The sequence below is a fragment of the Clostridium grantii DSM 8605 genome (genome assembly GCF_900129965.1).
Taxonomy (GTDB): domain Bacteria; phylum Bacillota; class Clostridia; order Clostridiales; family Clostridiaceae; genus Clostridium_AF; species Clostridium_AF grantii.
The window spans coordinates 24960-45968 of the sequence record NZ_FQXM01000018.1 but is presented as its reverse complement, the minus strand read 5'-3'; the positions used below and the strand labels follow the sequence as shown (position 1 = coordinate 45968).

Sequence of the window (21009 nt, the reverse complement as noted above, 5' to 3'; positions counted from 1 at the left end):
GTTCACTGTTAACTATTCACTAAGAATGTGCCTCATAGTTTCCCAACACCTTAAAATAACTACTTTCATTTCTCATTTCTTCAACAGCATTTTTCACCAAATTGTCCTTAATATTTCCCTGGAAATCTATATAGAAAAAGTATTCCCATGGCGTATCTTCTATGGGTCTTGATTCTATTTTTAGCATATTTAATTTATGTTTCCAGAATACTTTAAGTACATTATAAAGCGCTCCACTTTCATGCTGTACTGATAAAACAACACTTACTTTATCTGCTTTATTTGAAAGTTCCATATCTTTACTAATAACTACAAACCTAGTATAGTTATTTTCATTATAATTTATATTTGAAGAAAGTATATCTAAATCATAAATTTCTTTAGCATCTATACTTGCTATGGCCGCTTTTTTTATATCATTGCTTTCTTTGATATATTTTGCACTAGCTGCTGTATTTGTATAAGGTATCAATTTTAAATGGGGATAATTATCAAAATATTTTTTACATTGTTGTATTCCTTGTGGATGAGAATATACTTCTTCGATATCTTCAATCTTAGAGCCTTTAATCCCTAAAAGATTATGCTCTACTTTTATTTTTCTTTCACCTATAATGAAAAAGTTATGATTTCTAATCAAATCATATACATCAGAAATTCCTCCAGTAGATGAGTTTTCTAAGGGTAATATTCCATATTTTACTTTTTCGCTTTTTAACGTAACAAATACATCTTCAAAATTTTCCACATTTATTTTATTAATATCTTCTAAATTATATCTTAGAGAAAAAAATTTTCTTAAAGCGTTATAACTATATGAGCCTGGTACCCCCTGATAAACAACACTAGTCTTATTTTGTAACATATCATTGCTTTCAGTTGCTGGTAAGGTATTTTCAACTTGATTTTCTTTTTTCCATGAATTAATCTTTTCACTTTGATAATTCCTACTTATCTTCATAAAGCTTTTATAAAATTCTTCTAAGGAATTATTAAGTTCCTTATTTTCTAATCTATCCTGATTTTTCTTAATAACTTCATTTTCTCTACCTTCATTAAGAATAGGAATTTCATTTTGGATTTTATACTCAGCAATTCCCACAACAACTTTCATTCTTTCCTCAAAAAGCTTTACTATTTCTTCATCTATTTCATCAATTTTATTTCTATAATCATTAAGATCCTTCAAAATTATCCCCCCTATATATGCTCTAAAATCCCCATAGCAGTTACAGCTTCAACAACTGGAATAGCTCTTTGAACAATACATGGGTCGTGTCTACCATGTACTTCAATATTAGCATTTTCTCTTTTAACCATATCCACTGTTCTTTGGGATTTCGCAATAGAAGGTGTTGGTTTTATGGCAACTCTGAATACTAAAGGCATTCCATTAGTTATTCCCCCTAAAACCCCTCCATTATTATTTGTATAAGTATTTATAACATCATCTTCTATATAATACTCATCATTAGCCTTTGAGCCAAATAATTCTGTTATTTCAAAGCCTAATCCAAATTCAACACCCTTTACAGCAGGTATAGAAAATAGAAGATGCGATAATGAACTTTCTATGGAATCAAAATAAGGAGAGCCAATTCCACAAGGTAAATTAATGGCTGCACATTCAATAATTCCACCCACAGAATCCTGTTCTTCTCTTGCCTTTAAAATTTCATCCTTCATATCTGAACTTTTTTCACTACGGATAACTGGAAAATCCATTTGAGTAAGTTCTTTTAAAGAATCTTCCTTTATACTAGCAAGATCAAATTTATCATCTTTTATATTCTTTATACTATAGATATGACTTCCAATGATTATTCCCTTTTTCAATAATGCTTGCTTTGCTACAGCACCTGCGAATACAAGTGGAGCAGTAATTCGTCCAGAAAAATGTCCTCCACCTCTATAATCATTAAAATCATTATACTTTATTCTTCCTGTATAATCTGCATGCCCAGGTCTAATTAAATCTTTTGTCTTACTATAATCCTTAGAATGTTGATTACTATTTCTTATTATGGCACAAAGAGGAGCTCCTGTTGTTTTATCTTGAAAAACTCCACTTAATATTTCAAATTGGTCTTTTTCATTTCTGCTAGTAGATAATTTGTTTTTACCTGGTGCTCGTCTTTCCATCTCTTTTGAGATTGCATCTAAGTCTAGTTCAATTCCAGGTTCTAATCCATCAATTACAATACCTATACCATTTCCGTGAGATTCCCCAAAAATAGAATATTTGATTTTATTCCCCCATACTCCACTCAACTGCTTTTCCCCCTAACATGCTGAAGTCTTCCCAAAAATTTGGGTAAGATTTATTAACGGAACTACTGTCCTCAATAATTACTGGGCCTTCACATCTAATTGATGCAACAGCTAAGGCCATAGCTATTCTATGATCATTCCAACTATTAACTATACCGCCCTTTAAACTGTCACTGCCATGAATAACCAAACCATCTCCTAGTTCTTCAATGTTTGCTCCTAATTTTTTAAGTTCTGTAGTAATAGCTTTCAATCTGTCACTTTCTTTTATTCTAACCCTAGCACCATTTATAATCTCAGTTTTACCTTGACTAAAGCAAGCTAAAACAGCAAGTATTGGTACTAAATCTGGACATTGTGATACGTCAATAACAGTTCCTTTTGTTATAGATGATTTTACCACAACTATTCCATCTTTTATTTCTAAATTCCCCTGCATCTCTTTAATTATATCTATAATAACCTTATCCCCTTGAAGAGATTCTAAATTAAGATCTCCACAATAAATCTCATCACCTATTATTCCAGCTGTAAGCCAAAATGCTGCTTGGGAGAAATCCCCTTCTACTCTATGGTTATTAGCTTTATATTTTTGATTTCCTTTTATAGAAAAACTCTCATAATTATTATTTATAATTTCAATTCCAAACTTTCTTAAAACATCTAAAGTTAAATCTATATATCCAATAGACTCTAGTTTTGTTGTGATCTTTATTTCAGAATTCCCATCTAATAAAGGAAGAGTAAAAAGTAATCCAGTAATAAACTGTGAACTAACATTACCTTTAACATTAAAAATTCCTGGAGAAAGTTTCCCTTTAATTTTTAATGGAAGATTTCCATTATCAGTAGTAAACTCAATGTTTTTTTCATCAAACATACTATAATATACATCTTGTGGCCTAGAAATAAGCTTGCCTTTTCCTATAAACTCCACATCATTGTCAACCGCTAAAGAAAGAGGAATCAAAAATCTAATTGTAGACCCTGATTCTTCACAATCAAAAATCTGTCCAACTTTTTTAACTTCTCCATTACTTTCAATGATAACACTATCATCTTTTTGTATTATTTTAGCACCCAAATTTTCCATGCCTTTTAAAGTTGCAGTAATATCCTTAGAGTAAACTAAGTTAGTTACTTCACTAACTCCATCCGCTAGTGCAGCTGCTATTACCGCTCTATGTGCTAAACTTTTAGATGGAGGTATGTTTATTTTTCCCCTTAAACTTCTTGGTTCAATCTTCATACTTTTCATAACTACAGCCCCTTTATATTGATATTACTTCTTTTAAATAAGCTTTATCAATTTTTTCTATAAATACTTCCCCAATATTTTTTATCATAATTAAGTTTAAAAAGTTTCCCGAACTTTTTTTGTCTAAAGCAATAGTATCAAATATCTCTTCAATGTTATCCACTTTCGCATTATATGGTAATTTATATTTTACTAGCATTGTTTTAAGCTTTTCTAAAGTACCTTTTGAAGTGAGCTCTTTCTCTTCGCTAATCTTTGTTATAGCATACATTCCTATTGCTACCGCTTCTCCATGACTATATTTTTCAAAGTCAAAGTATTTTTCTATAGCGTGACCAATAGTATGACCAAAGTTTAGTATCATTCTTTCCCCAGTATCTTTTTCATCAGCCTCTACAACTTTTCTTTTAATATCACAACATCTATAAATTATTTCTTCAAAATTATCAAATAGTTCCTCTTTTGAATTTAGTTCTAAAAGATAGTCAAATAATCCTTTATCTTTGATACATGCAGTTTTTATAACTTCTGCCATTCCATCATAAAGGAATCTTTCTTCTAATGTTTTTAGCACCTGTGGATCAATAAAAACAGCTTTTGGATGATAAAAGCTACCCACCAAATTTTTCCCTCTTGGCAAATCAACTGCAACTTTACCTCCAATACTACTATCTATTTGTGCTAATAATGAAGTAGGTATTTGCACAAAAGGAATACCTCTAAGAAGAGTGGAAGCAACGAATCCAGTTAAGTCTCCGATTACTCCCCCTCCTAAAGCTATAATTAAATCTCCTCTTGACATTGTAAAATCTAACAACTCATCATAAAGAAAAGTTAGATTTTCTATAGATTTAGTTTTTTCTCCTGGTGGTAAAACAATTTTTTTTACGTTAAATCCTTTATTTTGTAAAGATGCAACTACTGATTCTCCGTAAAAGTTATCCACATTACTATCAGTAATTAAAGAAATTTTTTCTCCAGAGTAAATATTTTTTATCTTATCTCCAATGTTTAATATAAGTCCACTTTCAATAATAATTGGGTAATTATTTTCAGAAATATTTACATTTAAGCTTTTCATGATTTCTCCCTCCAATAACAGATTAAATTTCTCTTTCTTCTACTTCTGCTATTTTCTTTAATTTTGTCATTAAAGCATCAAATTTAGCTGGCTTTATAGACTGTTGTCCATCACATTTCGCATTAGCTGGGTCATTGTGAACTTCTATCATAAGTCCATCTGCTCCTGCTGCTATAGCTGCTTTTGCTAATGGTTCTACCATCCACCACATTCCTGCTGCATGGCTTGGGTCAACAATTATAGGTAAGTGACTTAATTTTTTTATTGCTGGTACAATACTTAAATCAAGAGTATTTCTAGTATAAGTTTCAAAAGTTCTTATACCTCTTTCACATAAAATTACATTTTCATTTCCTTCAGACATTATGTATTCCGCACTCATCAAGAATTCTTCTATTGTTGATGACATACCTCTTTTTAATAAAATAGGAGTCTTACTTTTACCAACTTCTTTTAATAAATCAAAGTTAGACATATTTCTCGCACCTATTTGAATTATATCCACATCTTCAACAAATTTATCTAACCATTCTAAAGACATAAGTTCTGTAACTATAGGTAATCCAGTTTCTTTTCTAACTTGCTTTAATATTTCAAGCCCTTCACTACCCATTCCTTGAAAGCTATATGGAGATGTTCTAGGTTTGAAAGCTCCACCTCTTAGAACTCCTGCTCCTGATGCTTTTATAGATTTTGCAATCTCCAATACTTGTTCATAACTTTCAACAGAACATGGGCCTGCCATTACTGAAAGAGCTTTTCCTCCAATTAAATGATCTTTTACAGAAATAACTGAATTCTCAGGATGGAAAACCTTGTTTGCTTTTTTGAATGGTTCTTGAACATACATTACTTTTTCTACAATTCTATGAGATTGAATCATACTTGGATCTAGTTTAGAAGTATCTCCTACTAAACCTAATATACTTTGAGTATTTCCGATTATAGGATGAACCTCTACCCCTAAGCCTGTTAAATGTGCTATTAATCCTTGAATTTCCTCTTGTTTAACATTATTTTTTAAGATTACTACCATGATTTAGTCCCCCTGTTTTTTAGTTTTTATGTTATTTTTTCTCTTCTTTTTGTAGATTCTCTAAATAATTCTTTAAGCTTTTCTTCATCCCCATTAATTAAATAATCCTTTAATTCTCGAATTTTATTTTCAAATAACTCTATCTGTGGGATCAAATTTTCTTTATTACCCATAAATAATTCACACCATAAATCTTCATTAATTCTTGCAATTCTTGTTAACTCTCTATAACTATCTCCAATGAACAAATCTATTTCCGGTGCCCATTCATCACTATTAATTAATGATACTGCTATAGCATGAGGTAATTGACTTGTATAAGAAATAATTTCATCATGTTTATCTACATCTACCCTAGAAACTCTTTTAAATCCCATAGCTAACACTAATTCTTCAATTAATTTAATGTTTTCTTCTTCATTCCTTTTATTGGGAGTAATTAAGTAATTTGCACCTTGGAACACTTCCCTTGAAGAAAAATCAATTCCTTTTTTCTCTCTACCTGCCATTGGGTGTCCAAAAACAAAATCCACAGATTCAGGTAATATAGGATTGATTGCCTTAATATATCCATTTTTTATACCAGTTACATCTGTTATTATTGAATTATTTTTAAATTTGTTTTTATACATTTGTATAAATTCAATAATTTGCTTAGGATATATACACAATATAATCAAATCAGATTTTTGAATAGGTTCACTTGCATCTTTATATCCCTTATCTATAATTCCCAGTTCTTCTGCTTTTACTAGAGTTTTATCATCAAGGTCTACTGCCCAAACTTTATCCACATTCAATGCTTTTAAAGATTTTGCAAAAGACCCTCCAATAACTCCAAGTCCAACTATGGTTATTTTTAAGTTGGTAAACTTTTCTTTAATCAAGAAAATCCCCCCAGTTATATTTCTCTTCCAACAGCCCCTGCTATTATTTTTAATGATTCCATCATAGTCTCAAATTTTTTAGGTTTTATAGATTGTTGCCCATCACTTAAAGCATTTACTGGATCATTATGAACTTCAATCATAAGACCATCTGCCCCAACTGCTACTGCAGCCTTTGATAAAGAATCTACCATCCACCACATACCTGCCGCATGGGAAGGATCTATAATAACTGGCAAATGACTTAATTTTTTTATTGCTGGAACAACACTTAAATCAAGTGTATTTCTTGTGTAAGTTTCAAAAGTTCTTATACCTCTTTCACATAAAATTACATTTTCATTTCCTTCAGACATTATATACTCTGCACTCATCAAAAATTCTTCTATTGTTGATGATAATCCTCTTTTCAACAAAATAGGTTTTCTTGTTTTTCCGATTTCTTTTAAAAGATGGAAGTTTTGCATATTTCTTGCCCCTATTTGTATTATATCTACATCTTCAACAAACTGCTCAATCATATCAACTGACATAAGCTCACTTACTATAGGAAGTCCAGTTTCTTGTTTTGCTATTTTTAATAAATCTAATCCCTCTGTTCCTAATCCTTGAAAGCTATATGGAGAAGTTCTTGGTTTAAAAGCTCCACCTCTTATAAAAGTAGCTCCTGATTTTTTAATAGATCTAGCAATTTCAAGTATTTGTTCTTCGCTTTCTACTGAACATGGACCCGCCATTACTGCTAATTTCTTACCTCCGATTATATTTCCTAAAACATCAATTTCAGAATTCAATGGATGAAACATTCTATTTGCTTTTTTATATGGTTCTTGAACATGCATTACTTTTTCTACAAACTCATAAGCTTCTACCTGTCTTGGATCAACTTTACTAGTATCTCCTACAAGTCCAATTATTAAATATTCTGTTCCTTGCGATATATGAAGATTTACCCCCTTTTCTTCTAACACTTTAGAAAACTTTGCAATATCCTCTGCTCTAGTACCTGGTTTAACTACAATTATCATATTATTCCCTCCACCTTATTTATAATATTTTTTTTAATATTCTATAAAATAAAAATAGCACTCATCTAATGAGTGCTATTAATCTCTATAACCGAAATTAACTATAAAAATCTATATTGCTCCACAAATCTCATTAGGGTAAAATCTATTAGTTTTTTTGCAGCAAAAATATCCAGCGCTAAAATAAAAGCCCCAGCTAAAATAAAAATAAAAATAATTTTTGCTATATTCTTTACTAATAAATTTTTCCATTTTAATTTCCTCCAATAAGATATTCTTTGTATATATTTACTTTATTTTAAACATATTAGTTTTTATTGTCAACCTATTTTTTTGCTGATTCATAGCTTAATAATTGAATTTTAATTCAGAAACCTTTTATTTGTCACCGCTATTTTAAGAATACCAATGCATTTATATACTTTTTATAGTTTAATTACACATATTATATAGCTAAAATTGAGACAGGAATATCTTCCTGCCTCAATTTTTAAACAATTCCTTCATATCTGAATTTATTGCTTTTTATATTTGTTTTTTTGTATTCTTCATATATTCTATCGTCTATATAACTCTGGGAAACATATTTATTAGAATCAATAATATGCATTATGTGTATGCCCTGTTCACTTAAGGATCTGCCCAGCAACAAACCACGTAAACATATAGATGGATCCTTTTCAAAACTTAAAATTCCAATTTTATGTTTTCTTTTTATTCCATCTACTATCATGTTTATACCTTCATTATATTTTTCACTTTCTAGAAGGAACTCTATATTTTTTTTCTCTTCAATAATTTCATTAATATCTATCCAATTTATGCCTTCCATATTTAATCTTAATTTTAAGTTATGCTTAAAATATTGACATAATTCAGGTTTCAATATCAAAGAATCACTTCTAATATCCATAATACAATCAATATTTAAGCTTTTTATTATCTTTATAAACTCCGTAAAATTTCTATCTGAATGTCCAATTGTGTAACAAATCATTCTCGTCCTCCAAGTTTTATTACTATGCAATTCCTTTATTTATTACATACGTCCCTTTTACTTGAAAAATTTCCTTCAAGGCTTCGTTGGGATTATTGTAAAATTCACTTCCACGTACTAAAATTGTATTCCACCCTAGGCTTTTAAAATATTTTTTAGCTTTGTACCTTTCATTCCATAAATCATTGTAAAAATTTCCATTTCCATCTAATTGTATTATGAATTTTTGTTTATTTTTCTCCACAAAAAAATCAATACAAAAATTATTATCTTCATTTATTTTTACGGAAAACCCATTTTCAATTAATAATTCATATACATCTTTTCTAAAAATAGATGTGTTAATATTCAAATCTTGATTTTGATGTAAAGATTCCCATTTGAACTTAATATAATTGTATTTATCCTCTATTTCTATAAAAGGAAAAATTCTTCTTGAAAAATCGAAGACATTATTATTCATTTTTCTATCATAAATATTTTTTATATCTTCATTATTATTATCACTATTATTAACTATAAGTCCTTTATTTGAATTTAATAGAATTTTAATATCTTTCAAACATATATATTCTGCATCTAGTAATATTACTAAATCAAACTGCATTTTTTCTTCATATTTATAATTACACAGTTCATTAATTGGTACTATACATAAAGGATTTGTATCTTTAAAATTTTTATTATAAATCAATTGACTTTTTATTGCAGTAATTTTTTCTTGATATTTCTCTAATTCACGTTCTAAACTATTTAAATTTTCTTTATCACATTCCGTAATGTATTCATAAAATTTTCTCCAAGTCCATGCTTTACTAAAATTTTTATATCTCTCTAGCATATTTATTCTATCCTCTTCCCACAATATTTTCTTCATCAAAAGTGGACACTTATCTTTAATAGGAATTGTTAATTTTCTGATATCTTTTATTGTATTTTCAATTGCTTTTAGTCTTTCTATTTTTTTATATTCTTCTTTAAAAGCTTCAATATGGTCATTCTTTAGTAGTTCTGCTAGTCTTCTTAAAGAATTATATCTAGACATTATATTAATCAAATTTTCCCTATATATCTTCAAATCTTCAAATTCCCTTATTTCAGTTAAAACTTTATAACTAAGAGATAACTTACTGTAGTATTTATGATTTGTCCAGTTAATTTTTTCTTCACATTTACTTCCTTCTATGTATGGTTTTATATTGTTAATCAGTTTAGTAACCTCTAAAATATCAGACAATTTACTTATATTTTCTTTAATTTTATTCAATGTATCATTATCTAATTCTTTAAACTTTTCATAAGCAAATTCAATTGAATTATTATTCCAAAGTAATAATAATTCATTTTTTAAACATTGATTTTCTAAATATAAATTTAATAATTCAAAATCCTTTTCTTTTTCTATCTTTTTACCATCTACTTCACATTTTTCATCAATATAGCTATATTTAGAATGAGTTATTCTATATAGCTTGTTTATTTTGCCTTTAACTTTAAACTCCCTTAAAACTTTAACAACTTCCTTCAATAAAATTTCTTCTTCAATATTTTTAGGTGTATCAAAAATATGTCCTTTAATTTCTCTTTCTAACTTATTATTTTTAATAGTCAAATAATTTATACTTAAAATAAATTGATTTATTGACTCTCTTATTTTTTCCTTCTCTAAAGTTAATTTTAATAAATTTAGAACCCATTCTTCATTAATATTACTTAAATACTCTCTTATATTTTTTAAGTCATAATTTATTTTTTTATAATCATATGTGATATTTAAATTAATATTCCATTCATTAAAATATAAATCCAAATCTTCAGATGAAGTTTTTAATTCTTCATATCTTTCAATTTTTGTTACTATTTCTTCTTGCCGTGGAAGAACGCCAAGAATTTCTTCACTGTCATAAAAATCAAAATAGTCTTCTCTACTTATATTACTTAACAAATAAATAAGTTTTGAAAATTTAGCATCTGTCAATGGTTGTTCATCCTTCATTCCCACAAAATCTTCAATCCATCCATATTGATTTTTATTATTATTTACCCATTTAGATAATTGCCAAGTCCTTAATTTTTTTCCGTTATATTCAAAAACAGCATTCTCTTTTTTTTCTGTATTAATTATCTTTTCACTAACTTGATAATATTGTCTAAAAGTTTTGCTTAATTCTAACTCTTTAAGATATATATCATTTTCCATAAATTTTTCTTTATTGATAAATAATTTAGGCAAATAGTTTCTAATTTCATTTAAAGTTATTAAATTATTTGATGTTATTAAAATCTTTTTACCTTTCCATAAATATTCAAAAATAATGTTAGTTAAAATTTTATATTTTTCGTCCTTATTATTCCCTTTTAAAGTGAGTATGGATCTTTTATCTAGTACTGCTAGCATATTCAAAATATTACTGCTAATATTACTTACAAATGAATTTTTTCCATTACTCAGCAACTCTTTATTATTAAACCCGCAACTACTTTTTTGAATTAAATTTAAAATCGATTTATAAATATCCATCCCCGCTTCTGGATTTAATATAAATTGCTTGTATTCTAAATCCACTACTTCAATATCTTCCTTATGCATAACCTCCCCCCTAAAGTGTTTGATATAATCCATAATCTATTATACCACATTTTGTAAATAAAGGTAAATATAAAGTTGTTTGTACTTAATTGTATTTTGCTAGAATTGCATTAAATTTTTCATGTAATAAAAAAAGAACTATATTTTTCAATATAATTCTTTTGCTTTAATTATTTCTTTACAGAATTACGCTCAATCATTCTATAATTTAAAACATAATTTTGTTTTTCAAGTTCCTCTTTATTAATAATTTTGATAAGCATTCTTGTTCCAACAGAACCCATATCATATAAAGGTTGTGCAATTGTAGTCAATTTAGGATAAAACACAGAAGAGGCATAAATATTGTCAAAGCCCATAACATCTATTTGTTCTGGAACACTAATTTCTTTTTCTCTAAGTGCATTTATTGCTCCCATAGCTAATTCGTCATTGCTACAAAATAAAGCATCAAAATCTTCACCTTTTTCTAGCATATCATTCATAGCTGCATATCCATTATTAGCTCTAATTCCACCTTCTGTAAATTTAACAATATTTGAATTAAATGAAATATTGTTTTGCTCTAAAGCTTGTTTGTATCCTTCAAACCTCATAGAAGATGCATTTATCTTTTCACTAGAAGTACCAATAAAAGCAATTTTTTTATTTCCTTTTTCAATAAGAAAACTTACTGCTTTATTTGCCGCTTCAATATTATCTATAGTTACACTTGCAAAAGTATTTTCATTATCTGATGTTTCTACTAATACTGTTGGCATTTGCAGTTCATGAATAGTATCTATAACTTCTTTTTCCAAAGAACTACTTATGTATACAACCCCATCCACCATTTTTTCTTTTAAAACATTTAAATATTCCTTTTCTTTTTGAATGTTTAAGTCAGTATTACATAAAATAATATTATAATCATAGATATTAGCTATATCTTCTACTCCTCTAACTACCTCTGGATAAATTTGACTTGCTATATCTGGAATTATTATGCCTAAAGTTTTTGTTCTTTGAGTTTTTAAGCTTCTTGCAACAATATTTGGTCTATAACTTAATTTCTTTATTGCATCTTCAACTTTCTTTTTAGTATCCTCATTAACAACATCTATATTATTTAAAACTCTTGAAACCGTAGCAATTGAAACTCCTGCTTCTCTTGCAACATCTTTAATTGAAGCTGCCATTTTACTCACTCCTATAACCTTATTTTGAACCATTATACTATATTAAACTAATTAATTACAACATAAATAATTATTTTCATTATTTTTACCATAAATACAATAGTTATTTCATCAAATTCTCTATGAAATAATTATTATTACTACTATTATACCACATTTAACAAAAAACTCTGCATATACAGAGTTTTTTGTTAATAAAATTATTTTAAAACTTCAACAGCCATTTTTAAAATTTCACCATTAATTTTATACTCATTATATTCCATAGACTCATTATACTTAATTTCTACAGTTAGTGTTTCTTTCTTAATATGTTCTTCAAATTTTATAATGATATTTAATAGCATTTCATTATCTGCCACAAATAATCTAATTTTATCTGCTACTTCAAAACCACTTTCTTTTCTCAAATTTTGAACCTTACTTAAAATTTCTCTAACATAACCTTCTTCTTTTAATTCTTCACTTATTGTTGTATCAAGAACTACACCTACATCGCCCTCACCAGCAAAAGCAAAGCCTTCTAATCCTTGCATAGTAACTAATAAATTTTCGCTATTAAGTTCTATTTCATTCCCATCCACATTTATATTTTCAGATAAACCATTATTAATCTTTTGAGCTAAACTCATTTGGTTTATTTCACTTATAGCTTTTCTTATTTTTGGTATGATTTTTCCATACTGTTTTCCTAGCACAGGTAAATTAGGTTTGATTTCAAAATTAACATATTGAGATAAATCTGCTCCTGCTTTTACAATCTTAATATTTAATTCTTCTTTAATAATATCTCCATAATAATCAGGTAAAGTTTTAGTACTAACTAACATTTCACTTAGCGGCTGTCTATTTTTTACATTTGCTCCATTTCTAGCACTTCTTCCCAATTTAACTATTTTGTAAGCTAGATCCATTTCTGATTCTAATTCACTATTAATTAATTCTTTATTGTACTCTGGCCAGCTACATAAATGTATACTTTCAACAGCATCTTTATTTAAATTATAAACTAAATTTTGATAGATTTGTTCTGTCATAAAAGGAACAAATGGTGCCGCAACTTTTATTAAAGTAGTTAGTACATTATAAAGTGTAGTATAAGCTCCTATTTTGTCATCTGTTAATTCAGTTGTCCAGAACCTTGATCTATTTCTTCTAACATACCAATTTGATAATTCATCAACGAAATCTTGTAACTCAAGTGCTGATTGAGTTATTCTATAATTGTCTATATGATTTTCTACATTCATTATCAATGTATTAAGTTTTGATAAAATCCATTTATCCATTATATTATCAGAAACAAAATCTGGATATTCCATTGGATTAAATTTATCTAAATCTGCATAAAGCACATAAAATGAATATACGTTCCATAATGTACTTAAGAATTTTCTTTGAGTTTCTGTTACATCTTTTTCTGAGAATCTAGTTGGAAGCCATGGTGCACTAGCTGTATAGAAATGCCATCTAGTAGCGTCAGCTCCTTCATGCTCAAGCACCTCAAAAGGATCTACTACATTTCCTTTATGCTTAGACATTTTTTGTCCTTTACCGTCCAATACATGCCCTAAGACCACACAATTTTCAAAAGAACTTACTCCAAATATTGCTGTAGATATTGCTAAAAGAGTATAGAACCATCCTCTAGTTTGGTCCACTGCCTCAGAAATAAATTGAGCTGGGAAAGTTTTTTCAAAAACTTCTTTGTTTTCAAATGGGTAATGATGTTGCGCAAATGGCATTGATCCTGAATCAAACCAACAATCAATAACTTCTGAAGTTCTTGTCATTTCACCTGAACATTTTGGACAAGTTAGTTTAACTCTATCAATATAAGGTTTATGAAGTTCTAAATTTTCTGGAACATCTAATCCTTTTTCCTTTAATTCTTCTCTGCTTCCAATACATTCTCTGTGTCCACATTCACATTCCCATATTGGAAGTGGTGTACCCCAATATCTGTCTCTACTTATACCCCAATCAATAACGTTTTCCAAGAATTTACCAAATCTTCCTGTTCTCACATTATCAGGGTACCAGTTAACTTTATTATTATTCTCTAATAATTGATCTCTTAGTGTTGTCATTGCAACAAACCAACTATCTTTTGGATAATAAAGCAATGGAGTATCACATCTCCAGCAATGAGGATATGAGTGAGTAAATTTTACTGATTTATACAAAGAACCATTTTCAGCCATAGCTTCTAAAATTTTAGGATCAGCTTTTTTTACAAAAAGTCCTGCCCAAGGCTCTACAGCATCTACAAATTTTCCTTCTAAATCAACCAAATTGATTGATGGAAGATTATATTTTTTACCGATAAGATTATCATCTTCTCCATAAGCAGGAGCGATATGAACTATACCAGTACCATCAGAAAGCGTTACAAAATCACCATGAACAACATAAAATCCTTTTTTATCTGTTTCATGGAATTTAAACAATTGCTCATATTCAAGACCCAATATTTCCTCACCCTTGAATTTCTTAACAATTTCATATTCATCCATAATAACGCTTAAAAGTTGTTCAGCAAGAATTAAATTTTGACCATTAGTTGTTATTTCAACATAATCATAAGTTTTATTAACTGCTAATGCCACATTAGATGGTAATGTCCAAGGAGTAGTGGTCCAAGCTAAAATAAATCTATTTTCTTCTCCTTTAACTTTAAATTTAACCATAGCTGTAGCTTCTTTTACATCCATATATCCTTGAGCAACCTCATGGGAAGATAAAGATGTTCCACATCTTGCGCAATAAGGCATTACTTTATGTCCTTTATAAAGCAATCCTTTATCCCACATTTGTTTTAAAGCCCACCACTCTGATTCTATATAATTGTCATGATAAGTTACATATGGATCATCCATATCAACCCAGAAACCTAATTTTTCCGACATATCTTTCCACATTTTTGAATATGTAAATACACTATCTTTACATTCTTTTATAAATGCTTCTACACCATAATCTTCTATTTGAGGTTTACCCGATATTTTTAATTTTTTCTCCACTTCTAATTCAACAGGAAGACCATGAGTATCCCATCCAGCTTTTCTCAAAACTTTATAGCCTTTCATAACTTTATATCTAGGAATAAAATCTTTCATAACTCTTGTTAACACATGCCCTACATGAGGTTTTCCATTAGCAGTTGGAGGACCATCATAAAAGGTAAAGTATTCACCATCTTCATTTAAATTAAAACTTTTCTTTACGATATCTTTTTCTCCCCATAGCTTTGCTATGTCTTTTTCCATATCTACAAAACTTTTAGTACTATCGATTTTTTTATACATATTTCATTCCCCTTTCTCGTAATTACATTAAATATACTTTTAATTCTTACCTTCTAAGAATTTTTTACTCAAAATGATAATATTTTCTGATTTTATTTGCACAAAAAGGCTGCATCCCTTATAGGACGCAGCCGCATAAACCACCTATTAAAATAATTTCAAGTACAAAAATACTCTATTCTTTAACGCAGAACTACGGAAAAACTTACTGAAAATTTCAGTTTACAGCTCCATGGTGATTTTCTTCTACTCTATGTTATGAGTTTTCACCATCCCTCACTCTCTAAAAACATTCAAATAGAATACTTTTCCATATCTAAGCTTTTATTAATTTTATTTATCAAATTATATTATAATATATCCTTTTTTTGTTGTCAAATTTTAATGCACATTTACTATCTATCGGTGAAACTTTCTTTATATATATTACCAAAATAATCTTCCACAATAACTTCAATAGTCCCTGCTACATTAACATCATTCTCTAATTCAATATTTTCACTATAATCTATTATTTCAAGACCATGATTATTCTCTATTTTAACCCCTTCGATTTCCTCTATACCTTCTTTTAACAATATTTTTTCCAAAACAATCTCATTATTTATATATACTCTATACTTTATATTTTTTATTTTAAATAATTCCTTTGTTTGTTCATTTATTAATAAATCTTTTGATGTAATAGTTCTTAAGTTACTATCATTAACAACATTTAAGTAGACTTCAATAGATTTATCTGTTCTACTTTTAAAATATGTTTGAGTTTCTATTCTTTCTTTAAACATACTTGTAAGTTCTATGCTAGTCAAATTTTCAATTATAGTTTTGGATTTATTTATTACCTCAACCTTAAAATAATAATTTTTATCTGTCTCTAAGGTTAAGGTTTCCTCATAACTGAGAACATCCTTTTGTTCAACTTCAACTAATTCCCATTTATTTATTTCATCTATATTTTCTTTATAACTTCCATAAATCAAATAAACTTTATCACCGGAATTAAGCTCTCTCAAACCCCATTTTAGTTGAATTGTTGCTTGTTTAAGATCATCTGAAATACTCATTATATTTTGTGACTCTATTTTTAACCATTTTTGTTCATCACTAAGCTCTTTAACTGAATCATTAACACTTTTTGATATGGAATCTATATCCTGTCTTAGTTGACCACTTTGTTCTTGCACTGTCATCATTTTGTTATCAACTTGATTCAAAATCTTAAACATTAACATATTTGAAATCAGTAGAATTATAATTAGAACAATAGCAAATTTTTCTTTTTTCTCCATATTGCAATATCTCCCATCTATTCTTATTCCATATTTATATTATCCTAAAATCAAATCCGCCGCAATAGAAATAATAAATAGAATCAATAAAATTATCATATATCTATCAAAAACTTTAACTTTCTTAGTTTCATTTATTCCTTTTTCATTAAATGAGTGAGTTTTCTTTAATGATCTTAATAAAAGGTATATACCGCCTCCACCTAAGCACGCAAGCATACTATAGCTTATGATTGCTAGAAGTATAGTATTTAAAGGAAGGCTATTTAAACCCAGTTCTCCCATTTGTGGAACCTGTTGTCCTGAAGTTTCTCCAAACTTCACAGATAATTCACTTACTTTCACTGCAATTTCAGCCATAGATACTTGAATTCCATTTACAGTAAAGTGAGCTATCATAGATGTAAATATGGAACCAGTAACACGCACCATATAAGCAAATAAAGTTCCTAAAACAAAAGCATATAAAAACTGCTGTCCATTAAGGTGCATTATTCCAAAAATCAATCCATTCATAAGTGATGCCTTCACAATATGTACATCATCGTAACCTTTTAAAGCTACTCCTCTAGCAAAAATCTCCTCACACAAAGCTGGAACTCCTGCTATAATTATCAATTTGTATATAAATGGAATTTCATTCATCATTTTCAATAATTGAGTCACATTATTTGGAAATATTAATTGAGAAAGTAAAGATAGTAATATAGCTATAGGTTGGCTACATATACCTATGCCTACAGCAATCAGAATAGTTTTAAACGGAATTTTTTTTAATCTTAAAGTTGGTAAAATCGGTTCCTTAGTTATTAAAAAATATATAATTGCTGAAACTAAAAATAAAAGAATTTCTGGAAAAACCAAAAGAAATTGTAACGATAAATTTAATCCAGCCATTTGTGGAGCTATAAAATATTTTAGTAATAATGAAGATATTATAACTATTAACACATAAATATTGGACTTTCGAACATTATAATCTAACATTTTTTACTTCCTTTCTCTATATCACTATTTTCTATAACCCATAATATTTATTTTGTTTATAAAAAGGATATGTAAACATTATATAATTTACATATCCTTCAAGTCAATTGTTATTTATATTAGCTAATTAATAGTTTTCATTATACCCGACGCTAAAGATTCTGCACATAATCCTTGAAATATCGAATCTTTAAGCATTAATTCTTTTGTTGGGTTACTTAAAAACTCTAATTCTGTCAAAATAGCTGGCGCATCAGTATATTTATTTACATATAAACTACTACTTTTAACCCCTCTATTTGAAGAATTTATTCCTTTATATAATTCTGTATTAACATTATTTGCAAAAGTTTGTGATCCCGCTTTTGCACTATAATAATAAGTTTCTACCCCTGTAACAGTACTGGAGCTTGTATAACTATTACAATGAATAGATATAAAGTAATTAGCTTTTGCATTATTAGAAATATCACATCTCATCTGTAGCTCAGCGGATTTAGTGCTTGGCCAAGGTACATTATCACTAATTCTAGTAAATACAACATCTACTCCATTTTTAACTAGAATATCTGCTAATTTTAAGCTAACTTCTAACGTAACATTTTTTTCTTGATTTCCTGCATTTCCTATGGCACCTGGATCATATCCTCCATGTCCTGCATCAATAGCAATTAAATAAGGCTTTGTTATACTTGGCCTCACTATTAAAGCCATTGAAAGAGTTTTATTGCTAACCTTAGTTTTTCCCGTTATTATCTTAACACCAGCTATAGAAGTACTTACACTAGAATTATTCCAAATAACACTAGTTCTAACAATATTCCCTTTCGAATTAGTAGCTAGTACATATTTAGGCAATGTAAAACTTGTCCCTACACTAGTTCGAACTGTAAAATCATCTACTTTACTTAAAGAGGTTATATCATCTATAGGTATGTTTGAGTCTGGTTCTCCATTACTTATTTGTTCATTAACTGATAATTTTAAAGTAATTTTCTCACTATACCCACTAATAGTTCCTATGTAGGTATAATTTCCACTTTTACTTGTATCAACACTACTCTTATCCCAAGTAACAGATACAGTTGATTTCGAATTATCACTCATAAGAGTTTCTACCACAGTTGGTAATGAATAATTCTCACCTTTCTCAACAATTACATTTATGTTATCTACTGACTTTATAGTTAATTTACTTCCTTCGCTATAATATTTTGATACAGCCGATGCTATAGACTCTGCTGTTGACTGTTGAAATTCAGATGTAGCCATTGTTTTTTCTTCTATAGGATTAGATATAAATCCAATATTAGTATAAACAGCTACTGCATTCACAGATTTAAGAGTATTTAATTCATTTGCTGAAATACCTCTATTAGTTGAATCACTTCTCAAACTCATTTCATTTTGAATTTGAGTAGCTAATTCTTTTCCTGACGTACTAGAACTCAAGTAATAAGTTTCATATCCTTTAGCTGTAGATGACCAACTATTTGTATGTATGCTAATAAACAAATCTGCATTAGCATCATTTGCTATTTTACTTCTTTCGCTTATACTTGATGAAGAACTCCATGCTACAGAATCTGTAGTTCTTGTATATACAACTTTAAATCCTTGAGCCTCTAATAATTTTCCTGCCTTTAATGCAACAGCTAAGTTTATATCTTTTCCTAAAACCCCTGATTGTCCTACTTCATTTCCTATATCATTAGCTGCTCTTCCAGGATCTAGACAAATTGTATATTTACTCGCGCTACTACTTGTCCCGTTATTAGCTGAAGAATTACTTGAGTTAGATGTCCCACTTGTAGTAAAATTCATTCTTATTTCATTTGAAAGATTAATTCCTGTTGAAGACTTAACTGTATTTCTAACAATCAAAGTATATGTTTTCCCACTTTCATAACCATAAGTGGGTGATATTTCCACAGTTGTACTATTAATTAATTTTCTTTGAATACTTATATATGTGTTATTTTGATCTAAAACCAAAATATCACTATTATTATTAATTACAGCTGGATCTATATCAAAACTAAATGTAATATTCCATTTTTTATTTATATCCACGTTACTTTTTGCCGGCATTTCTGTATAAGAAGTTGCTGCATAGCTTTTATTAACTGTGAATACTACAAACATATACATAATTATGATTGCAAATACAAATACTCTTTTTTTATTCAAAATATCCCCCCTCTAATTTTGCATACTTATATTCTATTTTAATTCTTCTTTTTTTTCAACCTTTATAAAACAATTCCCCTATTAATTTTTAGTTTAATCTTTAATATAAATAAATTTTTACTTATACCTTGCTTATTATTAAGATTTTCCTCCTTTTATTTGATAATCAATGAAATATATGGATATATTTCTTATAGTGAGTTAAAATATTACTATTGTGAATTTTTAATAAAAAAATTATTTAGGAGGGTTTTTTATGAAAATAACTTTAATTGCTCATTCTTGCTTTTTACTTGAAGATTCAAAAAATAGGAAAGTAATTACTGATCCTTACGATAACACCATTGGCCATAAAGTATATAATCAAGATGCTAACTCAATTACCATCAGCCATAATCATTTCGATCACTGTTATACAAAACAAATACAAAATTCTCCCAAAATTTTAAATAAGGTAGGATTATTTAATTTGTGTGATATAGATATAGAAGGACTACCCTCTTTTCACGATAATGATAATGGTGCAAAAAGAGGTACTAATGTAATATATATAATAAATATGGATGGCTATAGAATTTGTCATCTTGGCGATTTAGGTCATTCTCTATCCACTGAAATAATAGAAAAAATCGGTGCTATAGATGTGCTTTTAATTCCAGTTGGAGGGAACTTTACAATAGATGCAAAAGAAGCTGCCACTCTCTGCAAAAAGATAAAAAGTCACATAGTCATTCCCATGCACTATAAAACTCCTAAAATAGATTTTCCCATAGACGGTGTAGAAAATTTTATAATTGAAATGAAAAATGCTAAGAAAATAGATTCCTGTACACTTGAGCTTAAAGAATCATTATATGGAGAAAACAATGTTATTATTTTAAACTATAGAAACTAAGTTAAGTAAAT

Annotated in this window: 16 protein-coding genes and 1 other annotated feature; of the genes, 1 reads left to right on the top strand and 15 read right to left on the bottom strand. The window is 28.4% G+C overall.

Features of this window, described 5'->3' with window-relative positions; genetic code table 11:
• Positions 1-19: 19 nt before the first annotated feature.
• The 15 genes from pheA to BUB83_RS14520 form a co-directional block, all read right to left on the bottom strand.
• Complete coding sequence (gene pheA / locus BUB83_RS14585; RefSeq protein ID WP_073339211.1) at positions 20-1189, bottom strand: prephenate dehydratase; 1170 nt, start codon at positions 1187-1189, stop codon at positions 20-22.
• Positions 1190-1200: 11 nt separating this feature from the next.
• A complete protein-coding gene (gene aroC, locus BUB83_RS14580; protein WP_073339209.1) occupies positions 1201-2271 on the bottom strand; it encodes a chorismate synthase in 1071 nt (356 codons plus the stop codon).
• Positions 2249-3529, bottom strand: a complete 1281-nt coding sequence (gene aroA, locus BUB83_RS14575) for a 3-phosphoshikimate 1-carboxyvinyltransferase (RefSeq protein WP_073339207.1) — start codon at positions 3527-3529, stop codon at positions 2249-2251. The genes aroC and aroA overlap by 23 nt, the downstream gene beginning before the upstream one ends.
• Positions 3530-3542: 13 nt before the next feature.
• Entirely contained in the window at positions 3543-4610 is a 1068-nt protein-coding gene (gene aroB / locus BUB83_RS14570) for a 3-dehydroquinate synthase (protein ID WP_073339205.1), read from the bottom strand.
• Between the two features lie 22 nt (positions 4611-4632).
• Positions 4633-5646, bottom strand: a complete 1014-nt coding sequence (aroF, locus tag BUB83_RS14565) for a 3-deoxy-7-phosphoheptulonate synthase (RefSeq protein ID WP_073339203.1) — start codon at positions 5644-5646, stop codon at positions 4633-4635.
• Between the two features lie 26 nt (positions 5647-5672).
• Positions 5673-6533, bottom strand: a complete 861-nt coding sequence (locus BUB83_RS14560) for a prephenate dehydrogenase (protein ID WP_242950688.1) — start codon at positions 6531-6533, stop codon at positions 5673-5675.
• A 14-nt stretch (positions 6534-6547) separates the two neighbouring features.
• Entirely contained in the window at positions 6548-7561 is a 1014-nt protein-coding gene (aroF, locus tag BUB83_RS14555; RefSeq protein ID WP_073339202.1) for a 3-deoxy-7-phosphoheptulonate synthase, read from the bottom strand.
• 111 nt (positions 7562-7672) lie between these two features.
• Positions 7673-7813, bottom strand: a complete 141-nt coding sequence (locus BUB83_RS22225; RefSeq protein ID WP_200801482.1) for a hypothetical protein — start codon at positions 7811-7813, stop codon at positions 7673-7675.
• A gap of 238 nt (positions 7814-8051) precedes the next feature.
• Positions 8052-8558: a hypothetical protein gene (locus tag BUB83_RS14550; protein ID WP_073339200.1), complete on the bottom strand. Its 507-nt coding sequence runs from the start codon at positions 8556-8558 to the stop codon at positions 8052-8054.
• Between the two features lie 22 nt (positions 8559-8580).
• Positions 8581-11148 carry a hypothetical protein gene (locus BUB83_RS14545; RefSeq protein ID WP_073339199.1) on the bottom strand — a complete coding sequence of 856 codons (2568 nt, stop codon included), beginning with the start codon at positions 11146-11148 and terminating at the stop codon, positions 8581-8583.
• Between the two features lie 170 nt (positions 11149-11318).
• Positions 11319-12326 (bottom strand): LacI family DNA-binding transcriptional regulator, encoded by a 1008-nt coding sequence (locus BUB83_RS14540; protein ID WP_073339197.1) that lies wholly within the window; start codon positions 12324-12326, stop codon positions 11319-11321.
• Between the two features lie 200 nt (positions 12327-12526).
• On the bottom strand, positions 12527-15634 hold the full coding sequence (gene ileS, locus BUB83_RS14535) for an isoleucine--tRNA ligase (RefSeq protein WP_073339195.1): 3108 nt from the start codon (positions 15632-15634) through the stop codon (positions 12527-12529).
• A 118-nt stretch (positions 15635-15752) separates the two neighbouring features.
• Positions 15753-15962: a binding site (T-box leader), on the bottom strand.
• A 67-nt stretch (positions 15963-16029) separates the two neighbouring features.
• Positions 16030-16926 (bottom strand): hypothetical protein, encoded by an 897-nt coding sequence (locus BUB83_RS14530; RefSeq protein WP_073339193.1) that lies wholly within the window; start codon positions 16924-16926, stop codon positions 16030-16032.
• A gap of 39 nt (positions 16927-16965) precedes the next feature.
• On the bottom strand, positions 16966-17913 hold the full coding sequence (locus BUB83_RS14525; protein ID WP_073339191.1) for a CPBP family intramembrane glutamic endopeptidase: 948 nt from the start codon (positions 17911-17913) through the stop codon (positions 16966-16968).
• 123 nt (positions 17914-18036) lie between these two features.
• Positions 18037-20103, bottom strand: a complete 2067-nt coding sequence (locus BUB83_RS14520) for an N-acetylmuramoyl-L-alanine amidase (protein WP_073339189.1) — start codon at positions 20101-20103, stop codon at positions 18037-18039.
• A gap of 256 nt (positions 20104-20359) precedes the next feature.
• Here BUB83_RS14520 and BUB83_RS14515 point away from each other — a divergent pair, with 256 nt between their 5' ends.
• Entirely contained in the window at positions 20360-20998 is a 639-nt protein-coding gene (locus BUB83_RS14515) for an MBL fold metallo-hydrolase (protein WP_073339188.1), read from the top strand.
• The last annotated feature ends 11 nt before the right edge of the window (positions 20999-21009 follow it).

Bases quoted from the DNA above. Each gene is read 5' to 3' on its own strand.
- aroA (WP_073339207.1), bottom strand. From the start codon at position 3,529: ATGAAAAGTATGAAGATTGAACCAAGAAGTTTAAGGGGAAAAATAAAC.
- aroB (WP_073339205.1), bottom strand. From the start codon at position 4,610: ATGAAAAGCTTAAATGTAAATATTTCTGAAAATAATTACCCAATTATT.
- aroF (WP_073339203.1), bottom strand. From the start codon at position 5,646: ATGGTAGTAATCTTAAAAAATAATGTTAAACAAGAGGAAATTCAAGGA.
- aroF (WP_073339202.1), bottom strand. From the start codon at position 7,561: ATGATAATTGTAGTTAAACCAGGTACTAGAGCAGAGGATATTGCAAAG.
- BUB83_RS22225 (WP_200801482.1), bottom strand. From the start codon at position 7,813: ATGGAAAAATTTATTAGTAAAGAATATAGCAAAAATTATTTTTATTTT.
- BUB83_RS14550 (WP_073339200.1), bottom strand. From the start codon at position 8,558: ATGATTTGTTACACAATTGGACATTCAGATAGAAATTTTACGGAGTTT.
- BUB83_RS14545 (WP_073339199.1), bottom strand. From the start codon at position 11,148: ATGCATAAGGAAGATATTGAAGTAGTGGATTTAGAATACAAGCAATTT.
- BUB83_RS14540 (WP_073339197.1), bottom strand. From the start codon at position 12,326: ATGGCAGCTTCAATTAAAGATGTTGCAAGAGAAGCAGGAGTTTCAATT.
- ileS (WP_073339195.1), bottom strand. From the start codon at position 15,634: ATGTATAAAAAAATCGATAGTACTAAAAGTTTTGTAGATATGGAAAAA.
- BUB83_RS14530 (WP_073339193.1), bottom strand. From the start codon at position 16,926: ATGGAGAAAAAAGAAAAATTTGCTATTGTTCTAATTATAATTCTACTG.
- BUB83_RS14525 (WP_073339191.1), bottom strand. From the start codon at position 17,913: ATGTTAGATTATAATGTTCGAAAGTCCAATATTTATGTGTTAATAGTT.
- BUB83_RS14515 (WP_073339188.1), top strand. From the start codon at position 20,360: ATGAAAATAACTTTAATTGCTCATTCTTGCTTTTTACTTGAAGATTCA.